Annotated in this window: 23 protein-coding genes; 18 read left to right on the plus strand and 5 right to left on the minus strand. The window is 65.1% G+C overall.

From position 1 onward, the window contains the following. The first annotated feature begins 122 nt into the window (after positions 1-122). A complete protein-coding gene (locus I6L48_RS02775) occupies positions 123-1,118 on the plus strand; it encodes an aldo/keto reductase (RefSeq protein WP_216987758.1) in 996 nt (331 codons plus the stop codon). A gap of 254 nt (positions 1,119-1,372) precedes the next feature. Continuing rightward, a complete protein-coding gene (bacA, locus tag I6L48_RS02780; RefSeq protein ID WP_010676024.1) occupies positions 1,373-2,188 on the plus strand; it encodes an undecaprenyl-diphosphate phosphatase in 816 nt (271 codons plus the stop codon). A gap of 112 nt (positions 2,189-2,300) precedes the next feature. Here the strand turns inward: bacA and I6L48_RS02785 are convergent, their stop codons facing one another. The 3 genes from I6L48_RS02785 to I6L48_RS02795 form a co-directional block, all read right to left on the minus strand. Beyond that, positions 2,301-2,966 carry a ChrR family anti-sigma-E factor gene (locus I6L48_RS02785; RefSeq protein ID WP_216987759.1) on the minus strand — a complete coding sequence of 222 codons (666 nt, stop codon included), beginning with the start codon at positions 2,964-2,966 and terminating at the stop codon, positions 2,301-2,303. Beyond that, positions 2,959-3,528: a sigma-70 family RNA polymerase sigma factor gene (locus I6L48_RS02790; protein WP_010676026.1), complete on the minus strand. Its 570-nt coding sequence runs from the start codon at positions 3,526-3,528 to the stop codon at positions 2,959-2,961. The genes I6L48_RS02785 and I6L48_RS02790 overlap by 8 nt, the downstream gene beginning before the upstream one ends. A gap of 124 nt (positions 3,529-3,652) precedes the next feature. Beyond that, complete coding sequence (locus I6L48_RS02795; protein WP_010676027.1) at positions 3,653-4,219, minus strand: LON peptidase substrate-binding domain-containing protein; 567 nt, start codon at positions 4,217-4,219, stop codon at positions 3,653-3,655. Positions 4,220-4,533: 314 nt separating this feature from the next. On the opposite strand from I6L48_RS02795, the gene argS reads away from it, so the two are divergent. The 4 genes from argS (at position 4,534) to hslU (ending at position 9,275) form a co-directional block, all read left to right on the plus strand. After that, positions 4,534-6,279 carry an arginine--tRNA ligase gene (gene argS / locus I6L48_RS02800; protein WP_010676028.1) on the plus strand — a complete coding sequence of 582 codons (1,746 nt, stop codon included), beginning with the start codon at positions 4,534-4,536 and terminating at the stop codon, positions 6,277-6,279. 3 nt (positions 6,280-6,282) lie between these two features. Continuing rightward, the gene (locus I6L48_RS02805; RefSeq protein ID WP_052815344.1) at positions 6,283-7,131 is read left to right on the plus strand and encodes an SPOR domain-containing protein; all 849 of its coding nucleotides are present in this window, start codon (positions 6,283-6,285) and stop codon (positions 7,129-7,131) included. 186 nt (positions 7,132-7,317) lie between these two features. Beyond that, positions 7,318-7,851, plus strand: coding sequence for an ATP-dependent protease subunit HslV (gene hslV, locus I6L48_RS02810; protein ID WP_005340772.1), 534 nt, complete (start codon positions 7,318-7,320; stop codon positions 7,849-7,851). Positions 7,852-7,946: 95 nt separating this feature from the next. Beyond that, positions 7,947-9,275 (plus strand): HslU--HslV peptidase ATPase subunit, encoded by a 1,329-nt coding sequence (hslU, locus tag I6L48_RS02815; RefSeq protein WP_010676031.1) that lies wholly within the window; start codon positions 7,947-7,949, stop codon positions 9,273-9,275. A gap of 88 nt (positions 9,276-9,363) precedes the next feature. On the opposite strand, the gene I6L48_RS02820 is transcribed toward hslU, so the two are convergent. Continuing rightward, positions 9,364-10,788 carry an MFS transporter gene (locus tag I6L48_RS02820; RefSeq protein ID WP_113069167.1) on the minus strand — a complete coding sequence of 475 codons (1,425 nt, stop codon included), beginning with the start codon at positions 10,786-10,788 and terminating at the stop codon, positions 9,364-9,366. Between the two features lie 168 nt (positions 10,789-10,956). Between I6L48_RS02820 and I6L48_RS02825 the strand changes: the two genes are divergently transcribed. The 12 genes from I6L48_RS02825 to rraA all read left to right on the plus strand — a co-directional run bounded on the left by I6L48_RS02825 (position 10,957) and on the right by rraA (position 25,549). Then, positions 10,957-11,877 carry a LysR family transcriptional regulator gene (locus tag I6L48_RS02825; protein ID WP_113069169.1) on the plus strand — a complete coding sequence of 307 codons (921 nt, stop codon included), beginning with the start codon at positions 10,957-10,959 and terminating at the stop codon, positions 11,875-11,877. A 272-nt stretch (positions 11,878-12,149) separates the two neighbouring features. Beyond that, complete coding sequence (locus I6L48_RS02830) at positions 12,150-12,791, plus strand: TetR/AcrR family transcriptional regulator (protein WP_113069171.1); 642 nt, start codon at positions 12,150-12,152, stop codon at positions 12,789-12,791. 85 nt (positions 12,792-12,876) lie between these two features. After that, positions 12,877-13,845, plus strand: coding sequence for a secretion protein HlyD (gene hlyD, locus I6L48_RS02835; RefSeq protein ID WP_216987760.1), 969 nt, complete (start codon positions 12,877-12,879; stop codon positions 13,843-13,845). Beyond that, positions 13,842-15,611 carry an ATP-binding cassette domain-containing protein gene (locus tag I6L48_RS02840; RefSeq protein ID WP_113069175.1) on the plus strand — a complete coding sequence of 590 codons (1,770 nt, stop codon included), beginning with the start codon at positions 13,842-13,844 and terminating at the stop codon, positions 15,609-15,611. The genes hlyD and I6L48_RS02840 overlap by 4 nt, the downstream gene beginning before the upstream one ends. Further along, positions 15,608-16,717, plus strand: coding sequence for an ABC transporter permease (locus I6L48_RS02845; RefSeq protein ID WP_113069177.1), 1,110 nt, complete (start codon positions 15,608-15,610; stop codon positions 16,715-16,717). The genes I6L48_RS02840 and I6L48_RS02845 overlap by 4 nt, the downstream gene beginning before the upstream one ends. 3 nt (positions 16,718-16,720) lie before the next feature. After that, the gene (locus I6L48_RS02850; RefSeq protein ID WP_216987761.1) at positions 16,721-17,821 is read left to right on the plus strand and encodes an ABC transporter permease; all 1,101 of its coding nucleotides are present in this window, start codon (positions 16,721-16,723) and stop codon (positions 17,819-17,821) included. Between the two features lie 299 nt (positions 17,822-18,120). Further along, on the plus strand, positions 18,121-20,667 hold the full coding sequence (gene nirB, locus I6L48_RS02855) for a nitrite reductase large subunit NirB (RefSeq protein ID WP_216987762.1): 2,547 nt from the start codon (positions 18,121-18,123) through the stop codon (positions 20,665-20,667). After that, entirely contained in the window at positions 20,667-20,984 is a 318-nt protein-coding gene (nirD, locus tag I6L48_RS02860; protein WP_216988057.1) for a nitrite reductase small subunit NirD, read from the plus strand. Before nirB ends, nirD begins: the two co-directional genes overlap by 1 nt. A 136-nt stretch (positions 20,985-21,120) precedes the next feature. Beyond that, positions 21,121-21,933, plus strand: coding sequence for a nitrite transporter NirC (gene nirC, locus I6L48_RS02865; RefSeq protein WP_216987763.1), 813 nt, complete (start codon positions 21,121-21,123; stop codon positions 21,931-21,933). Positions 21,934-21,945: 12 nt separating this feature from the next. Continuing rightward, complete coding sequence (gene cysG / locus I6L48_RS02870; RefSeq protein ID WP_216987764.1) at positions 21,946-23,352, plus strand: siroheme synthase CysG; 1,407 nt, start codon at positions 21,946-21,948, stop codon at positions 23,350-23,352. Positions 23,353-23,484: 132 nt separating this feature from the next. Further along, positions 23,485-24,909: a magnesium transporter gene (gene mgtE / locus I6L48_RS02875; RefSeq protein WP_113069189.1), complete on the plus strand. Its 1,425-nt coding sequence runs from the start codon at positions 23,485-23,487 to the stop codon at positions 24,907-24,909. Positions 24,910-25,063: 154 nt separating this feature from the next. Further along, positions 25,064-25,549, plus strand: a complete 486-nt coding sequence (gene rraA / locus I6L48_RS02880; RefSeq protein ID WP_005306574.1) for a ribonuclease E activity regulator RraA — start codon at positions 25,064-25,066, stop codon at positions 25,547-25,549. Positions 25,550-25,819: 270 nt separating this feature from the next. Here rraA and I6L48_RS02885 read toward each other — a convergent pair whose 3' ends face one another. Continuing rightward, positions 25,820-26,494, minus strand: coding sequence for a 7-cyano-7-deazaguanine/7-aminomethyl-7-deazaguanine transporter (locus I6L48_RS02885; RefSeq protein ID WP_113069191.1), 675 nt, complete (start codon positions 26,492-26,494; stop codon positions 25,820-25,822). Between the last annotated feature and the right edge of the window lie 58 nt (positions 26,495-26,552).

Here is a 26,552-nt window from a genome sequence, read left to right on the forward strand (position 1 = left end):
CCCGGGCGCGCCGCCACGTCATGGCAGCCCCGGCCCCGATGGCACCGCCGAATCAGCCGGGGTGAGGCCCGCCGCAGGGCCCGTCGCTCCTCATTGCACACCAGCCAAGGAACCGCACCGTGATGGATGACAACTACCTCGCCGCCCCCGACCGCTACCAGCGCCAGCCCTACCGACCGGCGGGCCGCCACGGCCTGCGCCTGCCCGGCATCGGTCTGGGCCTTTGGCACAACTTCGGCGCCGGGAGCGATCCCGCCACCGCGAAGGCCATGGTGCATCAGGCGTTCGATCTGGGGATCACCCACTTCGATCTCGCCAACAACTACGGGCCGCCGCCGGGATCTGCCGAAGTGACCTTCGGCACGCTGCTCAAGAGGAGCCTGGCTCCCTATCGGGACGAGCTCATCATCGCCAGCAAGGCGGGCTACGTGATGTGGGACGGCCCCTACGGCGATGGCGGCAGCGCCAAGTACCTCTTCGCCAGCCTGCACCAGAGCCTGCGCCGTCTGGGCCTCGACTACGTGGACATCTTCTATCACCACAGGCCGGATCCCCGCACCCCGCTCGAGGAGACCTGCCAGGCCCTGGCCCTGATGGTGCGCCAGGGCAAGGCGCTCTACATCGGCCTCTCCAACTACCCGGCCCCGCTCGCGGCCAAGGCTGCCGCCCGGCTGGCGGAGCTCGGCACCCCCTGCCTGGTCAACCAGCTCAAATACTCCCTGTTCCAGCGCGATATTGAGCCCGACACCCTGCCAGCCTGCCGGGAGCACGGCATGGGGGTGGTCGCCTTCTCGCCCCTGGCGGGGGGGCTGCTGAGCGATCGCTACCTGGCGGGCATTCCCGCGGATTCCCGCGCCGCCAGTGCCAGCCCCTTCCTCACGGCGGACCAGATCACCGAGGAGAAGCTCGCCACCGTCCGCGCCCTGCATGCACTGGCCCTGCAACGGGGTCAGTCCCTGTCGCAACTCGCACTGCAATGGGTGCTGCGCGACCCCGTGGTGAGCTGCGCCCTGATCGGCGCCAGCCATCCCCAACAGATAACGAGCGCCGTCGACGCCCTGGGGCAGCCCCCTCTGGACGATGATCTTCAACAGAAAATCCTGTCCATACTGGCCTGACAGCACAAAAAGGTCATAAAGACGAGGGCATCTGGCGTGACTGCCCTGTCAGAACGTGACGGGGCAGTCATGGTTTCTGACAACATGCTTCAAGCCGCGCCCTGCATGGTCCGCCAGCGCCCTTTCCCGGCCGGAACAGGGCGCTGAAATCCCCAATATTCACTGGTTGCCCGCGCGATTTTCCGCCATCATTGGCCGCCCCGACCCGTTCGGGGTTGATTTTATCCAGACCCCATAACCAAGAGATCTGCACCATGACCGAATCCTACGCCCTGTTCGTCGCCTTTGTGCTGGGCATAGTGGAAGGCCTGACCGAGTTCCTCCCCGTCTCCTCCACCGGCCACATGATCATCGTCGGCCACCTCCTCGGGTTTGAAGGACCCAAGGCCGCCACCTTCGAGGTGGTGATCCAGCTCGGCTCCATCCTGGCAGTGGTCGTCATGTTCTGGCGCCGCCTGTTCGGACTCATCGGCATTCACTTCGGTCAGAAACCGACCCCGGGCCACGCGACCCTCTCCCTGGTGCACGTCATCCTCGGCATGCTGCCCGCCGTGGTCGTCGGGCTGGCCATCCACAGCTGGATCAAGGCCAATCTGTTCGGGCCGGAAACCGTGATGTATGCCCTGGTGGCCGGTGGCATCCTGCTCATCATCGCCGAAAAGTTCCGCCCCGCCGTGACCGCGGAGACCCTAGACGACATCAGCTACAAGCAGGCCTTCGGCATCGGCCTGTTCCAGTGCCTGGCTCTCTGGCCCGGTTTCTCCCGCTCCGGCGCCACCATCAGCGGCGGCATGCTGATGGGCATCAGCCGCCACGCGGCAGCGGAATTCTCCTTCATCATGGCGGTACCCATGATGATCGCGGCCAGCGGCCTGGATCTCTACAAGAGCCGCGATTTCCTCTCCATGGCGGACTTCCCCATGTTTGCGGTGGGCTTCGTCACCGCCTTCGTGGTGGCCATGGTCGCCATCAAGACCTTCCTGGCGCTGATCCGTCGTCTCGACTTCATCCCGTTCGCCATCTACCGCTTCCTGCTGGCCTTCGTCGTCTACCTGGTCTTCGTGGCCTGATGGGCTTCGCCGCCAAGCAACACAAAAGGGACCCGAGGGTCCCTTTTTTCATGCCGTGATACCGCCTCAGTCGCGCGGCAGCCCGCGATCACCGGGCAGCCGTGAGCCCAACTCAATAGAGGTGCTGACTGATGCCGTTGAGCAGCCGTGACAGCCCCTTGGTGAACTGCACGGGGGCATCCTGCACCGTGTAGCAGAGGCAGCCGTCCGGGGTACGGGGGCTGTGGGCGTGGCTGGCGTCACGCCAGATGAAGTCCCCCGCCTGATAGCGGGTGTCGCCATCCTCGATGGTGCCCGCCAGCAGCAGGGTCAGCTCATATCCCTTGTGGGTGTGCTCCGGGATCCGCCCCCCCGCCTCGATGTGGAGCAGGTTGGCCCGCGCCCCCATCTCGTCCAGGGGCAGGCTGACCTGACGGATGGCCCCGAGATGACGCCACCTGGGGGCATGATGCCGAGCCAATGCCCGCGGCAGCCGGTAACTGTGACCCGCCACCCTGAGCTCTGGCCTCAGGCTCTCGGGAAGGGCGAGCGCCGCCTCCGTCACCACCGGCTGTTGCAGTATGCCCGCCAGCATGGCATCGAATCCGGCGGGCAGCGCCTCGTCCGGCGCGTCAGGGGCGAGATGCTGGCACGCCAGCGCCTCTTCAAATTCCTTCACCCGGGCGGCGCACTCGGGGCAGAACTCGCAATGGGCGGAGACACCGACGGCCAGCGGCAGGGGCAGCTCGTCGGCGGCGAAGGCGCGCAGCATGGGTTCAGTCGGATGGGTCTTAATCATGGCCTTGCTCCACTTGTTCCTTCAGTTTCTGTAGTGCCAGCCGCAGCCGGGACTTGATGGTGCCAAGAGGCACGCCGAGCCGGTCGGCCAGCTCCTGCTGGGAGAGCTCCTGCAGGTAGATGCCGCGCACCACCTGCTGCTGCGGCTCCGGCAACGTGGCGACATAGTGGGCCATCTGGCGGGTCAGCACCGCGTCTTCACCGCCGCTCAGGTGCTCCTCTTCGGCCCGGAACTCCAGCAACGGCCAGATCTCCTCGGCGCAGAGCTCCTCCTTGCTGGCGCGGCGGCGGCGCAGCATGTCAAAGCTCTGGTTGCGCATCACTGTGTAGATCCAGGTGGTGGCGGCGCCCTTGTCGGGGTGATAGAGCCGTGCCTTCTGCCAGACCAGCAGCATGGTCTCCTGCACCAGTTCCATGGCGTTGGCTTCACTGCCGAGGTGGCGCAGCCCGTAGCTGCGGATGCGCGGCGCGAAGTGGTGGAACAGGGTGGCGAAGGCAGCCTTGTCGGCACGCTCGGCCACCCGGACCAGCAAAGATGTGAGGTCGCCGTCTGGGTTGTCCATGGGGGGCGATGTCCTGCGTGGAGCCGATTGTTGTTGGCCAGTATATGCCATTGCGCCATCCCTCGCGTGTGGTGTTCACCCCCAATACGGTGAGCGAGGAAAAAGGATCACCGGGAAGGGGAATTCAATGGCTCGCGACCAGCAGACCGCTCAGCAGGGAGAGGGTGGGCTGGTTGTCCTTGGCCGCCACCAGCCACTGTTTTTGCTCCACCGGGATGGGCAGCACCTCCAGCCAGCGCTGGGCGACCCAGCTCGCATCCTCCCAGTCCGGCTCCGGATAGAGGGCCGCATACTCCGGATAGTCGTTGAACACGTCCTGCAACGCCTTGGCCAGGGAGTGCTGATCCGCCTGGAGCCTGCCGCTCTGCCAGGGGGGCAGGGGCTCCACCTCGCCGACCCGCAGACCGTCCTCTTCCTGCCAGAGATCCGTGATGCGCACCCGCTCCACCCCGAGCACCGTGATGCCGAGCAAACCATCGGGCAGCAGATCGAAATCGATGATGCGCACCCGGGTGGCGATGGGGTACATGTTGCGCAGCGCGTCGGGCTGGCGGGGGTCCAGCATGCAGAGCGCGAACTCCCGCTCCCGGGACTCGGCGATCATGCGCTGGTATCTGGGCTCGAAGATGCGCAGCGGCATGATGCCGCCCGGCAGCAGGTGAGCGGAGAGTGGAAACAGTACCAGTGTCATGGGAATCATCCTCCAACGGCGTCCTCAAAGGATACGACCGCCACGGGAAGCGGGATCATTCAGATCGAATCGGTATAAATAACCCTGTCATAATCAGGGGAAAATAGCCTGGACAAGCCGTTTCGTTATGCAGTAGAAATGGATAACCACCACTTACCCAAATCAATATCCTGCAATGTGGTGGAAAACGCAGTGAAATATCCGCCACGCCCACGGGTGCGGGCCGTTCCTATAGTTTTCTCGGCCCGATGCGGGTAAAATTCACGCCCTTATCCAGTCAGTCACTTTTCGACGCGCAACCTCGGTGGTCAGTTATGAAAGAGCATATTCATCATCTACTTGAACAAACGGTAGCCAATCTCAAGTCCGCAGGCGTCCTGCCCGCCGACCTGGAAGCCCGGGTGCAAGTAGACCGATGCAAGGAGAAGGCTCACGGCGACCTGGCCACCAACCTGGCCATGCTGCTGGCCAAACCGGCCCGCAAGAATCCCCGCGAGCTGGCCGCTGCCATCATCGAGCACCTGCCTGCCTCCGATCTGATCGCCAAGGTCGAGATCGCCGGCCCCGGCTTCATCAACTTCTTCTTCGACCCGAGCTGGCTGGCCGGTCAGGTGGAAGCCATGGTGACCTCCGACAACGCCAACGTGAAACTGCCAGCGCCGCAGACCGTGGTGGTGGACTACTCCGCCCCCAACGTGGCCAAGGAGATGGCGGTGCACCACATCCGCTCCACCGTGCTCGGTGACGTGGCCGCCCGCGCCCTCGAATTCCTGGGCCACAAGGTGGTGCGTGCCAACCACATCGGCGACTGGGGCACCCAGTTCGGCATGCTGATCGCCTATCTGGAGAAGATGGCCAACGAGCACGCCTCCGACATGGAGCTCAAGGACCTGGAAGCCTTCTACACCCAGGCCAAGCGTCACTACGACGAAGACGAAGCCTTCGCCGAGCGCGCCCGCAACTACGTGGTGAAACTGCAAGGTGGCGATGAGTACTGCCGCACCATGTGGAAGAAGCTGGTCGACATGACCATGGAGCAGAACCAGCGCAACTACGACCGTCTGAACATCTCCCTGTCCAACAAGGACATCATGGGCGAGTCCATGTACAACGACATGCTGCCGCAGATCGTTGCCGACCTGAAAGCCAAGGGGCTGGCAGTCGAGAGCGAAGGGGCCACAGTGGTCTTCCTGGACGAGTTCAAGAACAAGGATGGCGAGCCCATGGGCGTCATCATCCAGAAGAGCGACGGCGGTTTCCTCTACACCACCACCGACATCGCCTGCGCCAAATACCGTTACGAAAACCTGGGCGCCGACCGGGTCATGTACTTCATCGACTCCCGTCAGCACCAGCACCTGATGCAGGCCTGGACCATCACCCGCAAGGCGGGCTATGTGCCGGAATCCGTGCCCCTCGAGCACCACGCCTTCGGCATGATGCTGGGCAAGGACGGCCGTCCCTACAAGACCCGCTCCGGCGGCACCGTCAAGCTGGTCGACCTGCTGAACGAAGCGGAAGAGCGCGCCAGCGCCCTGCTGGAGAGCCGCAACAGCGACCTCTCTGCCGAAGAGAAGGCCCAGGTGGTGCACGCCATCGCCATGGGCGCGGTCAAGTATGCGGATCTCTCCAAGAACCGCACCACCGACTACATCTTCGACTGGGATCTGATGCTCTCCTTTGAAGGCAACACGGCGCCGTACCTGCAATACGCCTACACCCGTATCCAGTCCATCTTCCGCAAGGCCGGCGTCGATGCCGACACCCTGAGCGGCAAGGTGGTCCTGAGCGAAGACGCCGAAGAGACCCTGGCCCAGAAGCTGATCCAGTTCTCCGACGCGGTCAACGGCGTGGCGGACAAAGGGATGCCGCACCTTCTGTGCACATATCTCTATGAATTGTCTGGCAACTTTATGACCTTCTACGAAGCCTGCCCGATCAACAAGGACGGCGTGGACGAGGCGACCCGCCAGAGCCGTCTGCTGCTGTGCGCCGCCACCGCCAAGGTGCTCAAGCTGGGCCTGGGCGTGCTGGGCATCCACACCCTGGAGCGCATGTAATAGATGGCGACCCGGGATTACGTCGGCAACAGCCCGAGACGACGGGCGGGTGGCCGTAACATCAAGAAAGCGGCCCCTCGCCGCTTTCCTGTTATCCCGGCACTGCTGGCCGGGGCCCTGGTCGTCGGTTTCGGCGCCTTCCTCTACCTCATCAACGGCAAGGGCGCCGATGCCCCCACCATCGAAGAGCAGGTGAAGGCCAACAAACCCAAGGCACAGGGCAATACCCTGCCCCAGGAGAAGTGGAGCTACATCGAGCGGCTGGAGAACAAGCAGGTGGACATCATAGAGCCGCCGCCCCAGCCGGGCGTGCTGCCGCCACCGCCCGCCGAGACCATGACCCTGCAACCGGAGGCACTGCCCAAGCCGGTCGCGACTGACATCCCCCAGCCGGGAACCCCCATCGGTCAGGTGAAGCCCTATCAGCCGCAACCGGTGCAACCGGCCAAGCCGGCCACCGGCGCCCCGGTCGCCAGCGCCCGGGAGCAGGTGATCGACCAGAAGGCCGAGCGTGAGCGGATGGAGCGGGAGATCCGCGCCGAACTGGAGCGGGAGCGGGCCGAGGCCGCCAGGGCCAAGGCGGCGACCCAGACTGCACAGACCGCAGCCGCCGACGGCGGTCGCTACATGATGCAGTGTGCCGCCCTGCGCTCCCAGGATTCCGCGGAATCCCTCAAGGCGCGCATCGCCTTCACCGCCGGGCTCTCTTCCAGCCTGCAGGTGGTGAACGGGGCCGGTGGCGCCGTCTACAAGGTGATGGTGGGCCCCTTCAACGGCAAGGCGGCGGCCGACGCGGCCAACCGCAAGCTGCAGGGCTCGGGCATCAGCGGCTGCATCCCCAAGAAGGGGTGATCGCCGCGTCCATGCACAGGGCCGGGTGGCAACACCCGGCCCTGTTTCTTTTGGCGCCATCCCGCGCCCACCCGATCCCTCCCCCGCGATCCGTGCTCGGCACAGGCTTGAAAAGCCGTTTTGCCATCCCCATCTTTTCCTCCATGCACAGTCAGGCCGTCATTCGGCTCAAGCGAGGTAAGTAAAGTGACTACCATAGTTTCAGTTCGCCGCAACGGTCAGGTCGTCATCGGTGGCGATGGCCAGGTTTCTCTTGGCAACACCGTCATGAAGGGCAACGCCCGCAAGGTTCATCGCCTCTACAACGGCAAGGTACTGGCTGGTTTCGCCGGCGGCACCGCCGACGCCTTCACCCTGCTCGAGCGCTTCGAAGCCAAACTGCAGGCCCATCAGGGCAACCTGGAGCGCGCCGCCGTGGCGCTGGCCAAGGACTGGCGCACCGATCGCGCCCTGCGCCGCCTCGAGGCGCTGCTGGCCGTCGCCGACGAGCACAAATCCTTCATCATCACCGGCAACGGTGACGTGGTGCAGCCGGAGCACGATCTCATCGCCATCGGCAGCGGCGGCAACTTCGCCCAGTCCGCCGCTATCGCCCTGCTGGAGAACACCGAGCTGGATGCCAGGACCATCGTCGAGAAGTCCCTCAAGATTGCGGGCGACATCTGCGTCTTCACCAACGGCAACCACACCATCGAAGTGCTGGATTATTCAGCTAAATAAGTCGGCGAAATAGGGCCGCCAAATAAGGCCGCCTTGCCAGACGCCCCATTTTCCAAGGGGTGGGCCCTGCCCGCCCCGGATACAGGAACGCCATCATGTCCGAGATGACCCCGAGAGAAATCGTCCACGAGCTGGACAGACACATCATTGGTCAGGCCGACGCCAAGCGCGCGGTCGCCGTCGCCCTGCGCAACCGCTGGCGCCGGATGCAGCTCTCCGAGGAGATGCGCCACGAGGTGACCCCGAAGAACATCCTGATGATCGGCCCGACCGGCGTCGGCAAGACCGAGATCGCCCGTCGCCTGGCCAAGCTGGCCAACGCCCCCTTCATCAAGGTGGAAGCGACCAAGTTCACCGAAGTGGGCTATGTGGGCAAGGAAGTGGACAGCATCATCCGCGATCTGACCGATGTCGCCATCAAGCTGGTGCGCGAGACCGAGATGGAGAAGATGAAATACCGCGCCGAGGAAGCCGCCGAAGAGCGCATCCTCGACGCCCTGCTGCCCAACCCGCGCAACAGCTGGGGTGAGGAAGAGAAAGCCGACAACTCCAACACCCGCCAGATCTTCCGCAAGAAACTGCGGGAAGGTCAGCTGGATGACAAGGAGATCGAGCTGGATCTGGCCGCCTCCCCCATGGGTGTCGAAATCATGACCCCGCCGGGCATGGAAGAGATGGCCAACCAGTTGCAGGGACTGTTCCAGAACCTGGGCCAGAACCAGAAGAAGAAGCGCAAGATCAAGGTCAAGGAGGCCATGAAGGCGCTGATCGAAGAGGAAGCGGCCCGCCTGGTCAACCCGGAAGAGCTGAAGCAGAAGGCCATCGCCTCCGTCGAGAACAATGGCATCGTCTTCCTCGACGAGATCGACAAGATCTGCAAGCGCGGCGAGAGCTCGGGCCCGGACGTTTCCCGTGAAGGGGTTCAGCGCGACCTGCTGCCGCTGGTCGAGGGCTGCACCGTCAACACCAAGCACGGCATGGTCAAGACCGATCACATCCTGTTTGTCGCCTCCGGTGCCTTCCAGATCGCCAAGCCGTCTGACCTCATCCCCGAGCTGCAGGGCCGTCTGCCGATCCGGGTCGAGCTGACCGCCCTGACCACCGAAGACTTCGAGCGCATCCTGACCGAGCCGAACGCCTCCCTGACCGATCAATACAAGGCGCTGATGGCCACCGAAGGGGTCAACATCGAGTTCACCCAGGATGGCATCCGCCGTCTGGCCGAAGCGGCCTGGCAGGTCAACGAGCGCACCGAGAACATCGGCGCCCGCCGTCTGCACACCGTGATGGAGCGGCTGATGGAAGACATCTCCTACGACGCCTCCGAGAAATCCGGCGAGACCTTCGTCATCAACACCGACTACGTCAACGCCCACCTCGGCAAGCTGATTGAAGACGAGGACCTGAGCCGCTTCATTCTGTAACAGGTTGATCGATAACGAGGATCCGAGCGGTTTACTATCTTGCTCAATCCCATAGCAAGACGCCTCCCCTGTGGAGGCGTCTTCGTTTTCAGCGTTCTCCCGACTCGCAGCCGTCCCGGGTCGCGTCATCCTGCGCGGCACGCTCCTCCCTTCCCGCCAGCCAGAGCGCACTCATCAGCAGCAAGGCCGTCAGGGCGAAGGTGACCCGGGTGGCGAACGCCAGCTCGTCCGCCGTCGCGAGGGCGAGATCGGGCCGCCCCGCCAGGGCGGCGAACAGGCCCCCCAGCCCCGCCGCCCCCGTCAGCTGGCCCAGGTTGCGCGACAGGGTCAGCAGCCCGGCCACGGCGCCCCGGCTCGCCCCCTCTGCCTCCCCCACCACGGCGCTGTTGTTGGCGGTCTGGAACAGGGCATAACCGGCGGTGAGCAGCAGGATGGGCAGCAGGTAGCCGAGGGGCCCGAGCGCCCTGTCCAGCAGGGCCAGCAAGACGGCGGCCACCACCATGAGCCCCAGGCCGAGGCGCACCACAGGGGTCGCCCCCACCCTGTCCACCAGCCAGCCGGCGGGCATGCCGGACAGCGCCGCCAGCAGGGGGCCCATGGAGATCATCAGCCCCACCGTCCCCATGTCGAGGGCAAAGGCGCCGTGAAGGTAGAAAGGACCGATCAGCAGCGTCGCCACCATGACGCTGGCCACCAGCGCACTGGCGATGATCCCGCCTCTTCGCCTGGACGCCCCCAGCAGCGCCAGGGGCAGCAAGGGGCGACGGGCGCCCGAGTCGGCACACACGAAGAGCACCATGGCGACGAGCGCACCTATCCCCGGCCAGACCCCGAGTGGGCTGCCCCGGGTCAGTGCCAGCCCGTAGCAGAGCAGCGCCGTCACCAGCAGCAACAGACTAGTGAGCGGGAGGCCTCCCTCGGCAGAGCCCGCCTCATCCCGGGGCAGATCCCGCCAGGCACACCCCAGCGCCAGCAACGTCAGGGGGAGCAGCAGCAGGAAGGGAGCCTGCCAGCCAAATCCGCCGATCAACAGGCCGCCAAAGGAGGGGCCGAGCGCTGTGCCGCAGGCCGACAGGGTGCCGAGCATTCCCATGCTCCAGCCCCGTCGGGCTGGCGGCACCAGCTCTCCTGCCATGGCCAGCGAGAGCACCAGCATGCAGGCCGCACCCGCCCCTTGCAGGGTGCGAGCGGCAATGAGCCAGCCAATGGAAGGGGCCAGGGCGCACAGCAGGGAAGCCAGCGCAAAGACCCCGGTCCCCCAGAGCAGCAGGCGACGCCGCCCCAGACGATCGCCCAGCCGGCCCGCCACCACCGTCAGACTGGTGATCCCAAGCAGGTAGGCCACCAGCACCCATTGCAGGCTGGCGAAGGGCACGCCGAAGTCCCGCCCCAGGGCAGGCAGCACCAGGTTGGCCATGCTGCCCGCCAGCATGGGCAGCAGGGTGGCGAGCCCGAGCCCCGCGAGACCAAGACGGCGCGTCACGGGAGGGGAAACAAGAAGTGGTGTGGACATGGCAGTCTCTCCGGCAAGTGATGATGCACCCAGGCTAGCGGGGGGGATGACAAGGCGGAAGACGCACGGATTGCAGCTTATAGTTGCATCAGACGCCATATGAAGAGACGGCAACTCGCGTATCATGAAGGGGTCGGCCCGTCAGGCGCCGCCTGCGAGGAGACGACCATGACCCCGGATTTCAACCTGCTGATCACCCTGGATGCCCTGCTGGAAGAGGGCAGTGTGGCGGGCGCCGCCAGACGGCTAGGCCTGAGTGCTTCCGCCATGAGCCGAGCCCTGGCAAGGCTGCGGGAGACCACGGGGGATCCGCTGCTCGTGCGGGCGGGACGCGGCCTGATCCCCACACCTCGGGCGCAGATCCTGCGGGATGAGGTCGCCCGCCTGGTTCAGGAGACCCGGGCCGTGCTGCGCCCCCAGCAGGAAGTAGACCCGGCGAGCCTGGAGCGCACCTTCCGCCTGCGATCCAGCGACGGCTTCGTGGAGGCGGTAGGCCCCGCCCTGCTGGCGCGCCTCGCCGTCGAGGCCCCCGGGGTGCGGCTGCACTTTCTGGCCAAACCCGACAAGGAGAGCGGCCCCCTGCGCCGTGGCGAGCTGGACTTCGAGACCGGGGTCATCGGCGCCACCACGGCCCCCGAGCTGCGCACCCAGGCCCTGTTCCAGGACCACTTCGTCGCCGTGGTGCACCCGGACCACCCCCTCTGCGACGGCACCCTGACCGTGGCGCGCTATGCCGCCGCCCGCCACGTGCTGGTCTCCCGCCGGGGCCAGCCACACAGCCTCATCGACGAGATCCTCGCAGGCCAGGGGAAGCGGCGCACCATCACCACCCTGGTTCCCGGGTTTGCGACGGCGCTGGCCCTGGTCAGGGAGAGTAATCTGGTGGCGACGGTGCCGCACCTGCACTGCGCCAGCCTGCTCGGCGATCTGGTCACCCTGCCCCTGCCCTTCGCTCTGCCAGGGATCCGGGTCGCCCTGCTCTGGCACCCCAGTCAGGATGCCGATCCGGGCCACCGCTGGCTGCGCGCCCTGATACGGGACACCTGTGCCCGGCCCCCCTATCACACCGGGGCCACCGACACCCCCTGATCCGGGTCAGGCAGCGCCCGGCTCCATCACAGGCCCCTTGTGGCCCGAGCGCCCGCCCCCGGGACCAGAAGCGCCTGTCACCACCCCATCACACCGACATACCCGTGGCTTGGGCACAATCGGTGGATCCTTCCCCCTGCCGGACGGGAATCACGCCCCCTCAGAGCGGGGCGGATCACATTGCGGGCAAAAAGATCCTGCTGCCCGCTTCCGCATTTTTTATACGGCCGTATAATTGCGTACAAAATGCATACACCAAGAGCGCCAGCCAGATGCACCCCACCCGTCAGAAACTGCTCGATACCGGCCTCGCCATCGCCACCGACAAGGGGCTGCGCGGCCTCACGGTGCGCGAGCTGGCGGCAGCGGCCGAGGTGAACCTCGGCTCCTTCGTCTACCACTTCGGCAACCGCGACGCCTTTATCGACGAGCTGGTGGAGCTCTGGTACGCCCCCCTCTATGCCGAGCTCAAATCGGTGGCAGCCAAAGGCTCCTACCCCTCTGCCATCGCCATGTTCGAGGCGACCATGGAGGCGCTGATCGGGCTGGTGGCGCGCCAGCGCGGCTTTATCAACCACCTGTTTGGCGATGCGCTGGCGGGCGAAGGGGCGGCCCAGCGCTTTCTGCTCAGCCTGCCGCGCCGCCATCCCCTGCTGCTGATCGAACAGGTACGGATGGCACAGGCGGAAGGGTCGCTGGTCGCCGGTCACCCGCTCCAGCTGATGATCTTCATCATGGGGTCGGTCGGCCTGCCGCTGGTGATCGCCGGCAGCGGTCGCCAGCTCGGCTGGCTGCCCGAAGAGGCCGCCCCCTTTCTCAGCCAGATAGACAACCCCGAGGCCGCCAGACAACGGCTGGTATGGGCCCTGCGCGGCCTGCGCCCCACCGACATGAAAGAAGGAGAAGCGGCATGAAACAACGCATCGCTATGGTAGCTCTGCTGCTGGCGGTTCTCAGTGGTTACCTCTGGCTGCAGAACCACCCTCAAGGAGAAGCGGTATGAAGCAACGCATTGCAATCGTAGCCCTGCTGCTAACCGTTATCGGTGGCTACCTCTGGTGGCAGGGGCGCCCGGCTGACGGCTCCATCCTCTACGGCAACGTCGATATTCGCGACGTCAATCTGGCCTTTCGGGTCGGCGGCCGCGTCGATCAGGTGCTGGTAGACGAGGGGGATAGGGTAAAAGCAGGTCAACTGCTGGCACGCCTGGATCCGGCGCCCCTCACCCACAGCCGCGACAGCGCCTTGGCCAATCTGGCTGCGCTCACTGCCGCCAACGCCTTGATCCACAAAGGCTATCGCAGCGAAGAGACCGACCGCGCCCGGGCTGCACTGGCCGCCGCAGACGCCGCTGCGCTGGAAGCCGACCAGCAGTGGCGCCGCCAGAGCGCATTGGCCGCCACCGGCGCCATCTCCCGCGGTCAGCTCGATACCGCCCGCTCCCAGCGGGATCAGACCCGGGCCCAGGTGCGCTCGGCACGCGAACAGCTCGCCCAGCTCGAAACCGGCTACCGCCCGGAAGAGATTGCCCAGTCCGATGCCCAGCTGGAAGGGGCCAAAGCGGCGCTCGCCAGTGCCGAGCTGGCGCTGGCGGATGCCAGCCTGACCGCCCCCAGCGACGGCATCATCATCAGCCGCGCCGTCGAGAACGGCAGCATGGTGCAGAGCGGAGCGACCGCCTTCAACCTCTCCCTGACCGCGCCGGTCTGGGTGCGCGCCTATGTGGAGGAGCCCTGGCTCGGCCACTTCCCGAGCGGCGCCAAAGTGACGCTCACCACCGACTCGCGGCCGGATAAGCCCTATCACGGGGTGGTGGGCTTTGTCTCGCCGAACGCCGAGTTCACCCCGAAATCGGTGGAGACACCGGACCTGCGCACCCACCTCGTCTACCGGCTGCGCATCGTGGTACAGGATCCCGACCCGGCCCTGCGCCAAGGGATGCCGGTCACCGTCAGGCTGGCCCCATGAGCTGCGCCATCTCCCTCGAGGGGCTCACCAAACGCTTTGGCGATCGGGTCGCCCTCAACGCCATCTCGGCCACCATTCCGGCTGGCGGCATCACCGGGCTGGTCGGCCCCGACGGCGCCGGCAAGAGCACTTTGCTACGCCTGCTGGCCGGTCTGCTGATCCCGGAAGCGGGCACCATCCGGGTGCTGGGGCTGGATCCGGTGAGCGAGGGAGATCTGCTGCGCCAGCGCCTTGGCTACATGCCCCAGCAGTTCGGCCTCTACGAGGATCTCAGCGTGCTGGAGAACCTCACCCTCTACGCTGACTTGCGCGGCGTACTGGAGCCCGAACGCACGCCCACCTTTGCGCGGCTGCTCGCCTTCACCGATCTTGCCCGCTTCACCGCAAGGCCGGCAGGCAAGCTCTCTGGCGGGATGAAACAGAAGCTCGGGTTGGCCTGCGCCCTGCTCGGCACCCCGGATGTGCTGCTGCTGGACGAACCGGGGGTCGGGGTCGATCCCATCTCCCGCCGCGCCCTCTGGCAGATGGTGCGCGAGCTGGCCAAGGGAGGGATGACGGTGCTCTGGAGTACCGCCTATCTCGATGAGGCGGAGCTGTGCGACCACGTGCTGCTGATGGCGGATGGCGAGGTGCGCACCAGCGGCACCCCGGCCGATCTGATGGGAGCCATGGCCAGCCGCTGCTGGCTGCTGGAGGCGGGGCAACTGGATGGCCGCGAGCGGCGCGCCCTGCTGCGCCGGGCACTGGCTCACCCGGCGGTGATGGATGGCGCGGTGGCGGGGGAGCGGGTTCGCCTGCTGCTGCACCCGGGCATGACGCCCCCGCCGCTGGCGGAGCTGCAACTGGCCAACGGCGCCTTTCAACCGGCCCAGCCCCGGTTGGAGGATGCCTTTATCGACCTGCTCGGCGGCGGCCCCGGCGGTGAGTCGAGTCTGGCAACCGGGATGCGCGAAGCGGAACTGCCGCAGGGGGTCTCCCCCGAGGCGGTGATCGAGGCGCGCCACCTCACCAAGCGCTTCGGCGATTTTGCCGCCACCGATGACGTCAGCTTTGCGGTGCGCCGCGGCGAGATCTTCGGCCTGCTCGGCCCCAACGGGGCGGGCAAGTCCACCACCTTCAAGATGGAGTGCGGCCTGCTGCGCCCGAGCGAGGGACAGGCGCTGGTGACCGGCATCGATCTGGCCCACAGCCCCTCGGCAGCGCGCCAGCGTCTCGGCTACATGGCGCAGAAGTTCTCCCTCTACAAGCAGCTCACCGTGGCCCAGAACCTCTCCTTCTTCGCCGGTATTTACGGCCTGTTCGGCCGCCACCAGCAGACGCGGATCGACGCCATGGTGACTGCCTTTGCCCTCGCCCCCTGGCTCGATCAAAAGGCGGAATCCCTGCCACTCGGCCTGCGCCAGCGCTTATCGCTGGCCTGCGCCCTGCTGCACGAGCCGCCGCTGCTGTTTCTCGACGAGCCCACCTCCGGGGTCGATCCGGTGACCCGGCGCGAGTTCTGGTCGCACATCAACGCGCTGGCCGACCACGGCGTCACCGTGCTGGTCACCACCCACTTTATGGATGAGGCGGAGTATTGCGACCGCATTGCCCTCATCTATCGCGGCAAGCTGCTGGCCCTCGGCACTCCGGACGATCTCAAGGGGCTGGCCGCCAAAGAGGCGGCGACCTCTTTGCCAACCGGCTCCTTGCCGACCTGTTCTTTGCCAACAATGGAAGAGGCCTTTATCACCCTGGTCGAGCGGGCCAGCGAGGAGGACGCATGAGCATCAACCGTCGGCGACTGCTGGCCCTCTGCCGCAAGGAGATGCTGCAAATCGTCCGAGATCCGAGCAGCATCCTCATCGCCTTCATCATGCCGGTGGTGCTGCTGGTGGTGATGGGTTACGCCATCAATCTGGATGTGGACCATCTGCGCCTCGGCATCTGGCGTACCGACAGCGGCGCCCCGGCGGTGCGGCTGGAGCAGGCCCTGCGCGGCTCAACCGCGCTGGAGATCCACAGCGGCCCGAGCAAGGAGTCCCTGCTCGCCAGTCTGGCCCGTGGCGAGATCCGCGGCCTGCTGGTGATCGATGACGGCTTCTCCCGCGCCATGGCCGGTCAGGGCAATGGCACGCCGCAGGCGCTGCTGCTGACTGACGGCTCCGAGCCCAACACCGCCAACTTCGTCACCAACTATGTGCAGGGGATCTGGCAGGGGTGGCTCGCCGGCGAGGGGGTCGCCATGCCGGTGTCGATAGAGAGCCGCGCCTGGTTCAACCCGGCGCTGGTGAGCCGCAACTTTCTGGTGCCGGGCTCCATTGCGGTGGTAATGACCATCATAGGGGCCCTGCTCACCTCGCTGGTGGTGGCGCGGGAGTGGGAGCGCGGCACCATGGAGGCGCTGCTCGCCACCCCGGTCACCAAGGGGGAGCTGCTGCTCTCCAAGCTGCTGCCCTACTATGGCCTTGGCATCATCGCCATGCTGCTCTGCCTGCTCTTCTCGGTGGCGGTAATGGGCGTGCCGTGGCGCGGCTCCCTGCTGCTGCTCTTTCTGGTCACCAGCGTCTTTCTCGGCAGCGCCCTTGGGCTCGGGCTGTTCCTCTCTACCGTGATGCGCAGCCAGTTCAACGCCGCGCAGGCGGCGCTGATCGCCGCCTTTCTGCCCGCCGTGATGCTGTCGGGCTTCGTGTTCGAGATCGCCAGCATGCCGCCGCTGCTTCGGGCCATCACCCACCTCATTCCGGCCCGTTACTTCGCGAGCTCCTTGCAGACCCTCTATCAGGCGGGCAGCGTCTTCTCGATCCTGCTGGTCAACGGTTTCTGTCTGCTGCTGCTGACCGGTTTCTGGCTGGCCCTGACCGCCCGCAAGACGCGGCGCACTCTGGAGTAACCCATGCTGATCCGACTCTGGTGGCTGATCCGAAAAGAGCTGCAGGCCCTGATGGGCAATACTCAGGGGCGCTTTCTGCTCATCATGCCGGTGCTGCTGCAGACCGCCCTCTTTCCGTTCGCCGCCACTCTGGAGGTGACCGGCAACACGCTGGCCATCTACAACCAGGATGGCGGTGCCCAGAGCCGCGAGCTGCTGGAGCGCCTCACTCATATGCCCGCCTTCACCACCATCATCCCGGTGCAGGGCGAGGCGGGCATGACCGAGGCCATCACCGGACAGCAGGCGCTCCTCGGTCTGGTCATCCCGAGCGATTTCTCCCGCCGGCTGGCGCGGGGCGAACCGGCCAAGGTGCAGCTGATCATCGACGGCCGCCGCTCCAACGGCGGTCAGGTGGCGGCGGGCTACATCAGTCAGGTGATCGCCCGCTGGCAGAATGAAGAAGGGAACGCAGGCAAGGCGCCGCCGACCCTCGCGGTGCGCAACCTCTACAACCCCAATATCGAGTTCCACTGGCATATCCTGCCGGCCCTAGTGGCCATCATCACCACCACCGGCTGTCTGATTGTCACCGCCCTCTCGGTCGCGCGGGAGCGGGAGGAGGGCACCTTCGATCAGCTGCTGGTTTCCCCCCTCACCGCAGGCTGGATCATGGCGGGCAAGGCAGTGCCCGGCATCCTGGTGGCGGTGGGACAAGGGTGCATAGTCGCGCTGGCCGCCCGTTTTGTCTTTCACCTCCCCTTCGCGGGGAGCCTCAGTCTACTGCTGGCGGGCATGGTCTGCTACGGCCTGGCACTGGCCGGGATCGGGCTCTTCATCTCGTCGTTCTGCTCGACCCAGCAACAGGCCTTTCTCGGGGTCTTCTCCTTCACCGTGCTGGCGGTGATCCTCTCGGGCTATATCTCGCCGGTGGAGAACATGCCCCAGGTGTTCCAATGGCTGGCGGCCATCGACCCCCTCACCCACTTCATCGTGCTGCTCAAGGGGGTCTTCCTGAAGGGGCTCGGCTGGTCGGCGGCCTGGCCCCTGCTCTGGCCCCTGATCGCCATCGGCGGCATCAGCCTCTCCCTGGCCCTCGCCCTGTTCCGCCGCCATATCGCCTGACGGTGTCGGCGCTCCACCAGGAGACCCGATGCAGGGTCTCCTGGTCCATGGCGGCAATTTTCATCTTTTCCGTCAGGCAGATAAGGCCTCGCCTCCTTCCCTTTCCCCCTCCCTGATTGCCCTGACGGGGCCCCTGAATGAGCCTTCAATATACCCATTTATGTATATGCTTGAATTTTCGAACATTACCCCTGAAGAGATATATAAACAGACACTTGATTTGCATCAATCGCCCACCCCCGCCGACTGGGTAGCCTAGCCCCAGAATGATGTTTTATTACTCCAAACTTGAGGCAACTATGAGCAAAGTCAGACTGGTCGTTGTGGGCAACGGCATGGTGGGGCACCGCTTCATCGAAGAGCTGATCGAGCGGGCCGACCCGGGCCGCTACGAGATCACCGTCTTCGGTGCAGAACCCCGTCCCGCCTACGATCGCGTCCATCTCTCCTCCTACTTCTCCCATCACACCAGCGAAGATCTCTCCCTCGTCAAACCCGGCTTCTACGACAAGCACGGCATCCGCCTGCTGCTCGGCGAAGCGGTGAAAAAAATCGACAGGGCCAACCGCGAAGTGCACTCCAACAAGGGCACAGTGGTCGAGTACGACAAGCTGGTGCTGGCCACCGGTTCCTACCCCTGGGTGCCGCCCATCCAGGGCAGCCAGCACCATGAGTGCTTCGTCTATCGCACCATCGAGGATCTGAAAGCCATCCGCAGCGCCGCCAAGAGCGGCAAGAGCGGGGTGGTGATCGGGGGCGGTCTGCTTGGCCTCGAAGCCGCCGGTGCCCTCAAGGCACTGGGTCTCGAAACCCACGTGGTGGAGTTTGCTCCTGTGCTGATGGCCGAGCAGCTCGACGGTCAGGGCGGCCAGCTGCTGCGCCGCAAGATTGAATCCATGGGCGTTCAGGTACACACCAGCAAGAGCACCAGCGAGATCCTGATGCATGGCGGCGAGCAGGCGAAACACCGCCTCGCCTTCGCCGACGGCAGCCAGCTTGAAGTGGACGTGGTGGTCTTCTCCACCGGCATCCGCCCGCAAGATACCCTCGGCCGTTACGGTGATCTCGCCATCGCCGAGCGCGGCGGCATCGTCATCGACGATCACTGCCTCACCTCCGACCCCGACATCTACGCCATCGGCGAGTGCGCCGCCTGGCAGGGCCGCTTCTTCGGACTGGTGGCGCCGGGCTACAAGATGGCCCAGATCACCGTCGACCATCTGCTCGGCGGCGACAGCCGCTTCGAAGGGGCAGACATGAGCGCCAAGCTCAAGCTGCTCGGCGTCTCCGTCGGCTCCATCGGTGATGCTCACGGCCGCACCCCGGGCAGCCACAGCTATGTGTTTCAGGACGATCAGGCCGGCGTCTACAAGAAGATCGTGGTGAGCGAAGACAACAGCCGATTGCTCGGCGCCGTGCTGGTGGGTGACGTGGAAGATTACGGCAACCTGCTGCAGATGATGCTCAACGCCCTGCCGCTGCCGAGCCACCCGGATACCCTGATCCTGCCCGCCTACGCCGGTGCCAAGCCGACGCTGGGGGTGGATGCCCTGCCTTCAACCGCCCAGATCTGCTCCTGCTTCGACGTCTCCAAGGGCGACATCGCCAAGGCGGTGGCCGAGGGTCACACCACCCTTGCCGCAATCAAGCAGCACACCAAGGCCGGTACCGGCTGCGGCGGCTGTGTGCCGCTCATCAGTCAGGTGCTCAACGCCGAACTGGTGAAGCAGGGCATCGAGGTCAACAACCACCTCTGCGCCCACTTCCCCCACTCCCGCCAGGAGCTGTTCCATCTGGTCAAGGTGGAGGGGATCAAGAGCTTCGACGAGCTGCTGGCCAAGCACGGTCAGGGCTATGGCTGCGAGGTGTGCAAACCGACCGTCGGATCCATCCTCGCCTCCTGCTGGAACGAGCATGTGCTGAGCCCGCGCAACATCCCGTTGCAGGACACCAACGACATCTTCCTCGGCAACATGCAAAAAGACGGCAGCTACTCCGTCATCCCGCGCATGGCCGGTGGCGAAGTGACTCCGGAGGGGCTGCTGGCGGTGGCCGAAGTGGCCCGCGACTACAAGCTCTACACCAAGATCACAGGCGCCCAGCGCATCGGCCTGTTCGGGGCCCAGAAGGATGATCTGCCCGCCATCTGGCGCAAACTGCTGGCAGCGGGTTTCGAGACAGGTCAGGCCTACGCCAAGGCGCTGCGCATGGCCAAAACCTGCGTCGGCAGCACCTGGTGCCGCTTCGGCGTGCAGGACAGCGTCGGCCTCGGGGTCTTCCTCGAGAACCGCTACAAGGGGATTCGCACCCCGCACAAGATGAAGTTCGGCGTCTCCGGCTGTACCCGCGAGTGTGCGGAAGCGCAGGGCAAGGACGTTGGCATCATCGCCACCGATGCGGGCTGGAACCTCTATGTGGGCGGCAACGGTGGCATGAAGCCGCGCCACGCCGATCTGCTGGCGTCTGACCTCGACCGCGAGACCCTCATCAAGCTGATCGACCGCTTTATGATGCTCTACGTCACCAGCGCCGACAAACTGCAGCGTACCTCGGTCTGGCTCGGCAATCTTGAAGGGGGCGTCGACTACCTGCGCGAGGTGATCGTCGACGACAAGCTGGGGCTGGCCGACACCCTGGAGCGCGATATCCAGACCCTTATCGACAGCTACGAGTGCGAATGGTCGCGCACCCTCAACGAAGAGGAGGCACTCAAGCGATTCAGCCACTTCATCAACAGCGACAAGCGCGACCCGGACGTGCAGTTCGTCGCCGAACGCGACCAGCACAGACCCGCCACTCCGGCCGAGCGCATCCCCGTCTACCAGATCGAGGTGGAAACCAAATGATGAAACTTGCCTGCCAACTCAACGACATCCTGCCGGGCACCGGTGTCTGCGCCCTCATTGAAGGTCGCCAGATCGCCCTGTTCCGCCCGAGCGCGGCCGCCGAGGTGTTCGCCATCGACAACCGGGATCCCTTCTTCGCCGCCAACGTGCTGTCGCGGGGCCTGATCTGCGAACACGACGGCGAGCTCTGGGTGGCCAGCCCGCTCAAGAAGCAGCGCTTTCGCCTGAGCGATGGCCACTGCTTCGACTACCCTGCGATGTCGGTGCAGAGCTACCCCGTTGAAGTACGCGACCAGCAGGTCTGGGTCGCCGTCTAACACCAGACCCCACCCCGGCCCTCCCCTTCACAGGGGAGGGAGCAAAAAGCCCCTCCCCCTTGACAAGGGGGAGGCAGGGAGGGGGTTAAAAAACAGTCAGGGCTGCCCGCGGGCGGCCCTCTTGAAGGAAACAAAGATGTATACCGAAACCATCAACAAGTGCGCCGCCAACGCGGCCCGCATCAACCGCTTCGAGCGCAGCGACAAGCTCGGCTTCTGGCTCAGCTCTGCCATGGCGGGGGCCTATGTGGGCCTTGGCATCATCCTCATCTTCACCCTGGGCAACCTGGTGGACCCGAGCATCCGTCCGCTGGTGATGGGGGCCACCTTCGGCATCGCCCTGACCCTGGTCATCATCGCCGGCTCCGAGCTGTTTACCGGCCACACCATGTTCCTCACCTTCGGGGTGAAGACCGGCAAGATTTCCATGGGGGATCTGCTGCGCATCCTGCCGCAGACCTGGGCTGGCAACCTGCTCGGCTCCATCGCGGTGGCGCTCATCTACTCATACGGCGGCAGCCTGCTGCCGGATGCGGGCAGCCTGGCCCACAAGGTGGCGCTGGCCAAAACCCAGGCACCGGCACTGACCCTGTTTATGAAGGGGATCCTCTGCAACTGGCTGGTCTGCCTCGCCATCTGGATGGCGCTGCGCACCGAAGGGGCTGCCCGCTTCATCGCCATCTGGTGGTGTCTGCTGGCCTTCATCGCCTCCGGCTACGAGCACTCGGTCGCCAACATGACCCTGTTCGCCCTCTCCTGGTTTGGCGCCCACTCGGAGGCCTACACCCTGAGCGGCATCGCCCACAACCTGCTGTGGGTGACCCTGGGCAACACCGTCTCCGGCGCCCTCTTCATGGGCCTCGGCTACTGGTATGCCACCCCCAAGGCTGAGCGCCCGGTCGCTGTGAGCGAGACCGCCACCACTGCCAGCCAGACCCAAACCGCCTGATCAGGAGGCCCCATGGACTACTTGCCCATCTTTTGCCGACTCGACAACAAACCCGTGCTGCTGGTCGGCGGCGGCGAGGTAGCGGAGCGCAAGGCGCGCCTGCTGCTGGATGCCGGTGCCCAGCTCACAGTAGTAGCGCCCGAGCTCGACCCCGAGCTGGCAGAGCTGGCTGCCAACGGCAGCATCGAGTGGCTGGCCGGTGAATTCGCGCCGGCACAACTGACGGGCAAGTGGCTGGTGGTGGCCGCCACCGATCGGCGCGAGGTGAACGCCCTGGTCTACCAGAGCGCCAATCAGACGCGGATCTTTGCCAACGTGGTGGATGACCCGAAACGCTCCAGCTTCATCATGCCGTCGATCATCGACCGCTCGCCGCTGATGGTGGCCATCTCCTCCGGCGGCAAGGCACCGGTGCTGGCCCGGCTGCTGCGGGAAAAACTCGAAGCCCTGCTGCCGCAACATCTGGGCGCCGTCGCGGCCTTCGCCGGCAGCCTGCGGGAGCGGGTCAAGGCCCGCTTCGCCAGCATGGGCGAGCGGCGCCGCTTCTGGGAACGGCTGCTCGGGGCGGACCGGCTCGGGCAGGCACTGGCACGGGGCGATAGCGCCTCTGCCAATCAGCTGGCCGACAATCTGTTTGCCGACGAAAGCCACACCGCTGGCGAAGTAGTGCTGGTGGGAGCCGGCCCCGGCGATCCGGGTCTGCTCACCCTGCACGCCCTGCGCCAGATGCAGCAGGCGGACGTGGTGGTCTATGACCGGCTGGTCTCCGACGAGGTGATGGCACTGGTGCGCCGCGACGCCAAGCGCATCTTCGTCGGCAAGCAGGCGGGCAACCACTGCGTACCGCAGGAGGGGATCAACCAGCTGTTGCTGGAGGAGGCGAAGAAGGGGCAGCGGGTGGTGCGGCTGAAGGGGGGTGACCCCTTTATCTTCGGCCGTGGTGGCGAGGAGCTGGAGACGCTGGTCGGCACAGGCATCGGTTTTCAGGTGGTGCCGGGGATCACCGCTGCCAGCGGCTGCGCGGCCTACGCCGGTATTCCGCTGACCCACCGCGATCACGCCCAGAGCGTGCGTTTCGTCACCGCCCACGGCAAGGGGGGCACCCAGGATCTCGACTGGCCATTGCTGGCCAAGGACAAGCAGACACTGGTGTTCTATATGGGGCTCTCATCCTGCGCCACCATCCGCGAGCAATTGCTGGCCCACGGCAAGGCGAGCAACACCCCGGTGGCGCTCATCGAGCGCGGCACCCAGCCAAGCCAGCGGGTCATTCGCGGCACCCTGGATCGGCTCCCCGAGCTGGCGCTGGGGGTCGAGAGCCCGGCCCTCATCATGGTGGGTTCGGTGGTGACCCTGGCCGACCAGCTTGCCTGGTTCGGGCAAGGATGCACCGCCAACGCGGCCCTGGCCTCGGCCTGATCGCGGCATCCATTCCAACGCCACCCTCGGGTGGCGTTTCTTTTTCTGCATTTACTGTCATAACCTGTTGTTTTAAGTCTGGTATCCTATGGGGACTGTCCGCCGGATCACCGAATTCAGGAATTCTGCTTCATGTCCCTCCCCCCCAAGAACAGCGCCAAACAGCGTGAACACGACAGAGCCCGCATCCTCACGCTGCTGCTGGCCGATGACGCCCTCACCGAGAGCCTGCTCGACCCGCAAGGGGAGCAGGACGCAGCGCTTCGGGACCAGACCAGCGAGCTGACCCGGCTGGTCAACAGCCTGCCCGCCGCCGATATCGCCGATGCGCTGGAGTCCCTGCCGCCGGACGAGCGCCACGTGCTGTGGCAGCAGGTGGATGCAGACAAGCACGGCCAGATCCTGGTGGAAGCGTCGGAGACGGTGTGGGACAGCCTCATCAGCGGCATGAGCGACAAGGAGCTGCTGCACGCCCTGAGCACCCTCGACATCGACGACCAGATCTACCTGGGCCAGCACCTGCCCCGCAACCTGATGGGGCGGCTGCTCACCTCCATGGCGCCGGTGGACAGGGACAAGGTGCGGGAGGTGATCCGCTACGGCAAGCACACGGTCGGCGCCATGATGGACTTCGAGCTCATCACGGTGCGGCCCGACGTGACCCTGGCCACCGTCCAGCGCTATCTGCGCCTGCGCGGCAAGATCCCCGCCAACACCGACAAGCTGTTTGTCACCGATCGGCGCAACCGGCTGCAGGGGGAGCTGCCCCTCACCGCCGTGCTGCTGCACAAGCCCGAAACCCTGGTGAGCGACGCGATGGAGAAGGATCCGGTCACCTTCGATCCGGAAGACAACGACGAAGCCGCCGCCCGCACCTTCGAGCGGGACGACCTGGTCTCCGCCGCCGTGGTGGATGCCAGGGGCAAGCTGATGGGCCGGCTCACCGTCGCCGAGGTGGTGGATCTGGTCTATGAAGAGAGCGACACCGATCTGCGCCGGATGGGGGGGATCAGCGAGGAAGAAGACGTGTTCGCCCCCGTCTCCAAGGCGGTCAAGACCCGCTGGGCCTGGCTCGCCATCAACCTCTGCACCGCCTTCGTGGCGTCGCGGGTGATCGGCCTGTTCGAGCACACCATCTCCCAGCTGGTGGCGCTGGCGGCCCTGATGCCCATCGTCGCCGGGATCGGCGGCAACACCGGCAACCAGACCATCACCATGATAGTGCGGGCGCTGGCGCTGCAGCACATCCAGACAGGCAACGTCTCCTTCCTGCTGTGGCGCGAGCTGGGGGTGGCCCTGATCAACGGCCTGGTGTGGGGCGGCATCATGGGCATCGCCACCTTCCTGCTCTATCAGGATGCGGCGCTGGGGGGCGTGATGACGCTCGCCATGATCCTCAACCTGCTGGTGGCGGCCCTGATGGGGGTCATCATCCCCATGACCATGAGCCGGCTGGGGCGCGACCCGGCGGTGGGGGCCAGCGTGATGATCACCGCCATCACCGACACCGGCGGCTTCTTCATCTTCCTGGGGCTGGCGACCCTGTTCCTGCTCTAGGGCCCGAGGCTGACCGTCTGCGGCGCCTGCCATGACGCGGGGCCGCTTTCGCGCAAAAACGGCATTTCCCGCCACTGGGCAAGGAATAGTCGTTGAAATGCCAACCCCACTCCTTATACTGGATCCACCTGTTTCCAGCGGTGGATCTGACACAATGGAATACAACACTTCAGAACTGTGCGACATCTATCAGGACATGGTGGATGTGCTCGAACCCATGCTCTGCTCCTTCGGCGGCCGCGCCTCCTTCGGCGGCGTCATCACCACAGTCAAATGCTTCGAATCGAATGGCCTGATCCGTGAACTCGTCAAAGAGAACGGCGTTGGTCGGGTACTGCTGATCGATGGCGGCGGCTCCATGCGCCGTGCCCTGATCGACAGCGAGATCGCCACCACGGCGGCGGAGAACGAGTGGGAAGGGATCGTCTGTTACGGCTGCGTGCGCGAGGTCGACATTCTGGAAGATCTGGATATCGGCATTCAGGCGCTGGCGGCCATTCCGGTGGGTGCCGACAGCAAGGACGTAGGCGAGACCGATCTGCCGGTCAACTTCGGCGGTGTCACCTTCCTGCCGGACGACCATCTCTACGCCGATACCACAGGGGTGATCCTCTCCCCCGATGCGCTCGACATCGAGTAAGCAGAGCAGAGTGAAAATGGGAGCCAAGGCTCCCATTTTTTATGCCCGCGTGCTGCCGGACGCGGACAAAAAAAGAGGGCCAGTAAAAACTGGCCCCTTAACTGGAAGCAATGTGAGCAATGTCGTGCCTTCACAAGAAGTCCATCACGTTGGAACGAATGAAGTCTTTCCCGGAAAACAAGGTAACAATAATCATTCTCATTTAACTAAGCAACCCTTATTTGCCATAAATGCAAAAAAATTGACCACCCCGAGGGGTGGTCAATGTCGTCAGGCTTGCCGTGTGGCCGTTTGCAGGCCGCTCAAACCGGCCTCGCCCACCAGCTTGCGGCTGAGATAACGCAGCAGCACGCCGTAGAGCGGCACAAACAATCCCAGGCTTATCAGCAGCTTGAACACGTAGTCCACGGTTGCGATCTCGACCCAGTGCTCGGACATGAAGGGATCCGTGCTGCGCCAGAAGGCGATGGTGAAGAAGGTGATGGTATCCACCAGATTGCCGAACAGGGTGGAGGCCGCCGGTGCCACCCACCAGGCTTTCAGCAGCCGCAGCCGGTTGAATACCACCACATCCATGAACTGGCCCACCAGATAGGCCATAAAGCTGGCCAGGGCGATACGTGCCACGAACAGGTTGAACTCGGCCAGATTGCCAACGCCCTGGAAGCTGCCCTCAAAGAACAGTACCGACAGCGCATAGGAGATGGCCAGCGCCGGCAACATCACGGTCTGGATGATCTTGCGCGCCAGACCGGCACCGAAGATCCGCACCGTCAGATCGGTGGCCAGAAAGATGAACGGGAAGCTGAAGGCGCCCCAGGTGGTATGGAAGCCGAAAATGGTGATCGGCAGCTGCACTAGGTAGTTGCTGCTGGCAATGATCAGGATGTGGAACAACGAGAGGCGCACCAGCGCCGTCTGGTGCTGAGCAGGGGTCAGATTCATATTGTGACCTTTTTGGTTAATGGGGTTAGGGAACCCATACCGCCACCATTGGCGATAA

Origin of the sequence: Aeromonas sp. FDAARGOS 1418 (genome assembly GCF_019048585.1) — a bacterium.
GTDB classification, from domain to species: Bacteria; Pseudomonadota; Gammaproteobacteria; order Enterobacterales; family Aeromonadaceae; genus Aeromonas; species Aeromonas caviae.

Excerpts from the sequence above, each read along its gene's own strand:
- I6L48_RS02775 (WP_216987758.1), top strand. The coding sequence starts at position 123 with ATGGATGACAACTACCTCGCCGCCCCCGACCGCTACCAGCGCCAGCCC.
- bacA (WP_010676024.1), top strand. The coding sequence starts at position 1,373 with ATGACCGAATCCTACGCCCTGTTCGTCGCCTTTGTGCTGGGCATAGTG.
- I6L48_RS02785 (WP_216987759.1), bottom strand. The coding sequence starts at position 2,966 with ATGATTAAGACCCATCCGACTGAACCCATGCTGCGCGCCTTCGCCGCC.
- I6L48_RS02790 (WP_010676026.1), bottom strand. The coding sequence starts at position 3,528 with ATGGACAACCCAGACGGCGACCTCACATCTTTGCTGGTCCGGGTGGCC.
- I6L48_RS02795 (WP_010676027.1), bottom strand. The coding sequence starts at position 4,219 with ATGACACTGGTACTGTTTCCACTCTCCGCTCACCTGCTGCCGGGCGGC.
- argS (WP_010676028.1), top strand. The coding sequence starts at position 4,534 with ATGAAAGAGCATATTCATCATCTACTTGAACAAACGGTAGCCAATCTC.
- I6L48_RS02805 (WP_052815344.1), top strand. The coding sequence starts at position 6,283 with ATGGCGACCCGGGATTACGTCGGCAACAGCCCGAGACGACGGGCGGGT.
- hslU (WP_010676031.1), top strand. The coding sequence starts at position 7,947 with ATGTCCGAGATGACCCCGAGAGAAATCGTCCACGAGCTGGACAGACAC.
- I6L48_RS02820 (WP_113069167.1), bottom strand. The coding sequence starts at position 10,788 with ATGTCCACACCACTTCTTGTTTCCCCTCCCGTGACGCGCCGTCTTGGT.
- I6L48_RS02825 (WP_113069169.1), top strand. The coding sequence starts at position 10,957 with ATGACCCCGGATTTCAACCTGCTGATCACCCTGGATGCCCTGCTGGAA.
- I6L48_RS02830 (WP_113069171.1), top strand. The coding sequence starts at position 12,150 with ATGCACCCCACCCGTCAGAAACTGCTCGATACCGGCCTCGCCATCGCC.
- hlyD (WP_216987760.1), top strand. The coding sequence starts at position 12,877 with ATGAAGCAACGCATTGCAATCGTAGCCCTGCTGCTAACCGTTATCGGT.
- I6L48_RS02840 (WP_113069175.1), top strand. The coding sequence starts at position 13,842 with ATGAGCTGCGCCATCTCCCTCGAGGGGCTCACCAAACGCTTTGGCGAT.
- I6L48_RS02845 (WP_113069177.1), top strand. The coding sequence starts at position 15,608 with ATGAGCATCAACCGTCGGCGACTGCTGGCCCTCTGCCGCAAGGAGATG.
- I6L48_RS02850 (WP_216987761.1), top strand. The coding sequence starts at position 16,721 with ATGCTGATCCGACTCTGGTGGCTGATCCGAAAAGAGCTGCAGGCCCTG.
- nirB (WP_216987762.1), top strand. The coding sequence starts at position 18,121 with ATGAGCAAAGTCAGACTGGTCGTTGTGGGCAACGGCATGGTGGGGCAC.
- nirD (WP_216988057.1), top strand. The coding sequence starts at position 20,667 with ATGAAACTTGCCTGCCAACTCAACGACATCCTGCCGGGCACCGGTGTC.
- nirC (WP_216987763.1), top strand. The coding sequence starts at position 21,121 with ATGTATACCGAAACCATCAACAAGTGCGCCGCCAACGCGGCCCGCATC.
- cysG (WP_216987764.1), top strand. The coding sequence starts at position 21,946 with ATGGACTACTTGCCCATCTTTTGCCGACTCGACAACAAACCCGTGCTG.
- mgtE (WP_113069189.1), top strand. The coding sequence starts at position 23,485 with ATGTCCCTCCCCCCCAAGAACAGCGCCAAACAGCGTGAACACGACAGA.
- rraA (WP_005306574.1), top strand. The coding sequence starts at position 25,064 with ATGGAATACAACACTTCAGAACTGTGCGACATCTATCAGGACATGGTG.
- I6L48_RS02885 (WP_113069191.1), bottom strand. The coding sequence starts at position 26,494 with ATGAATCTGACCCCTGCTCAGCACCAGACGGCGCTGGTGCGCCTCTCG.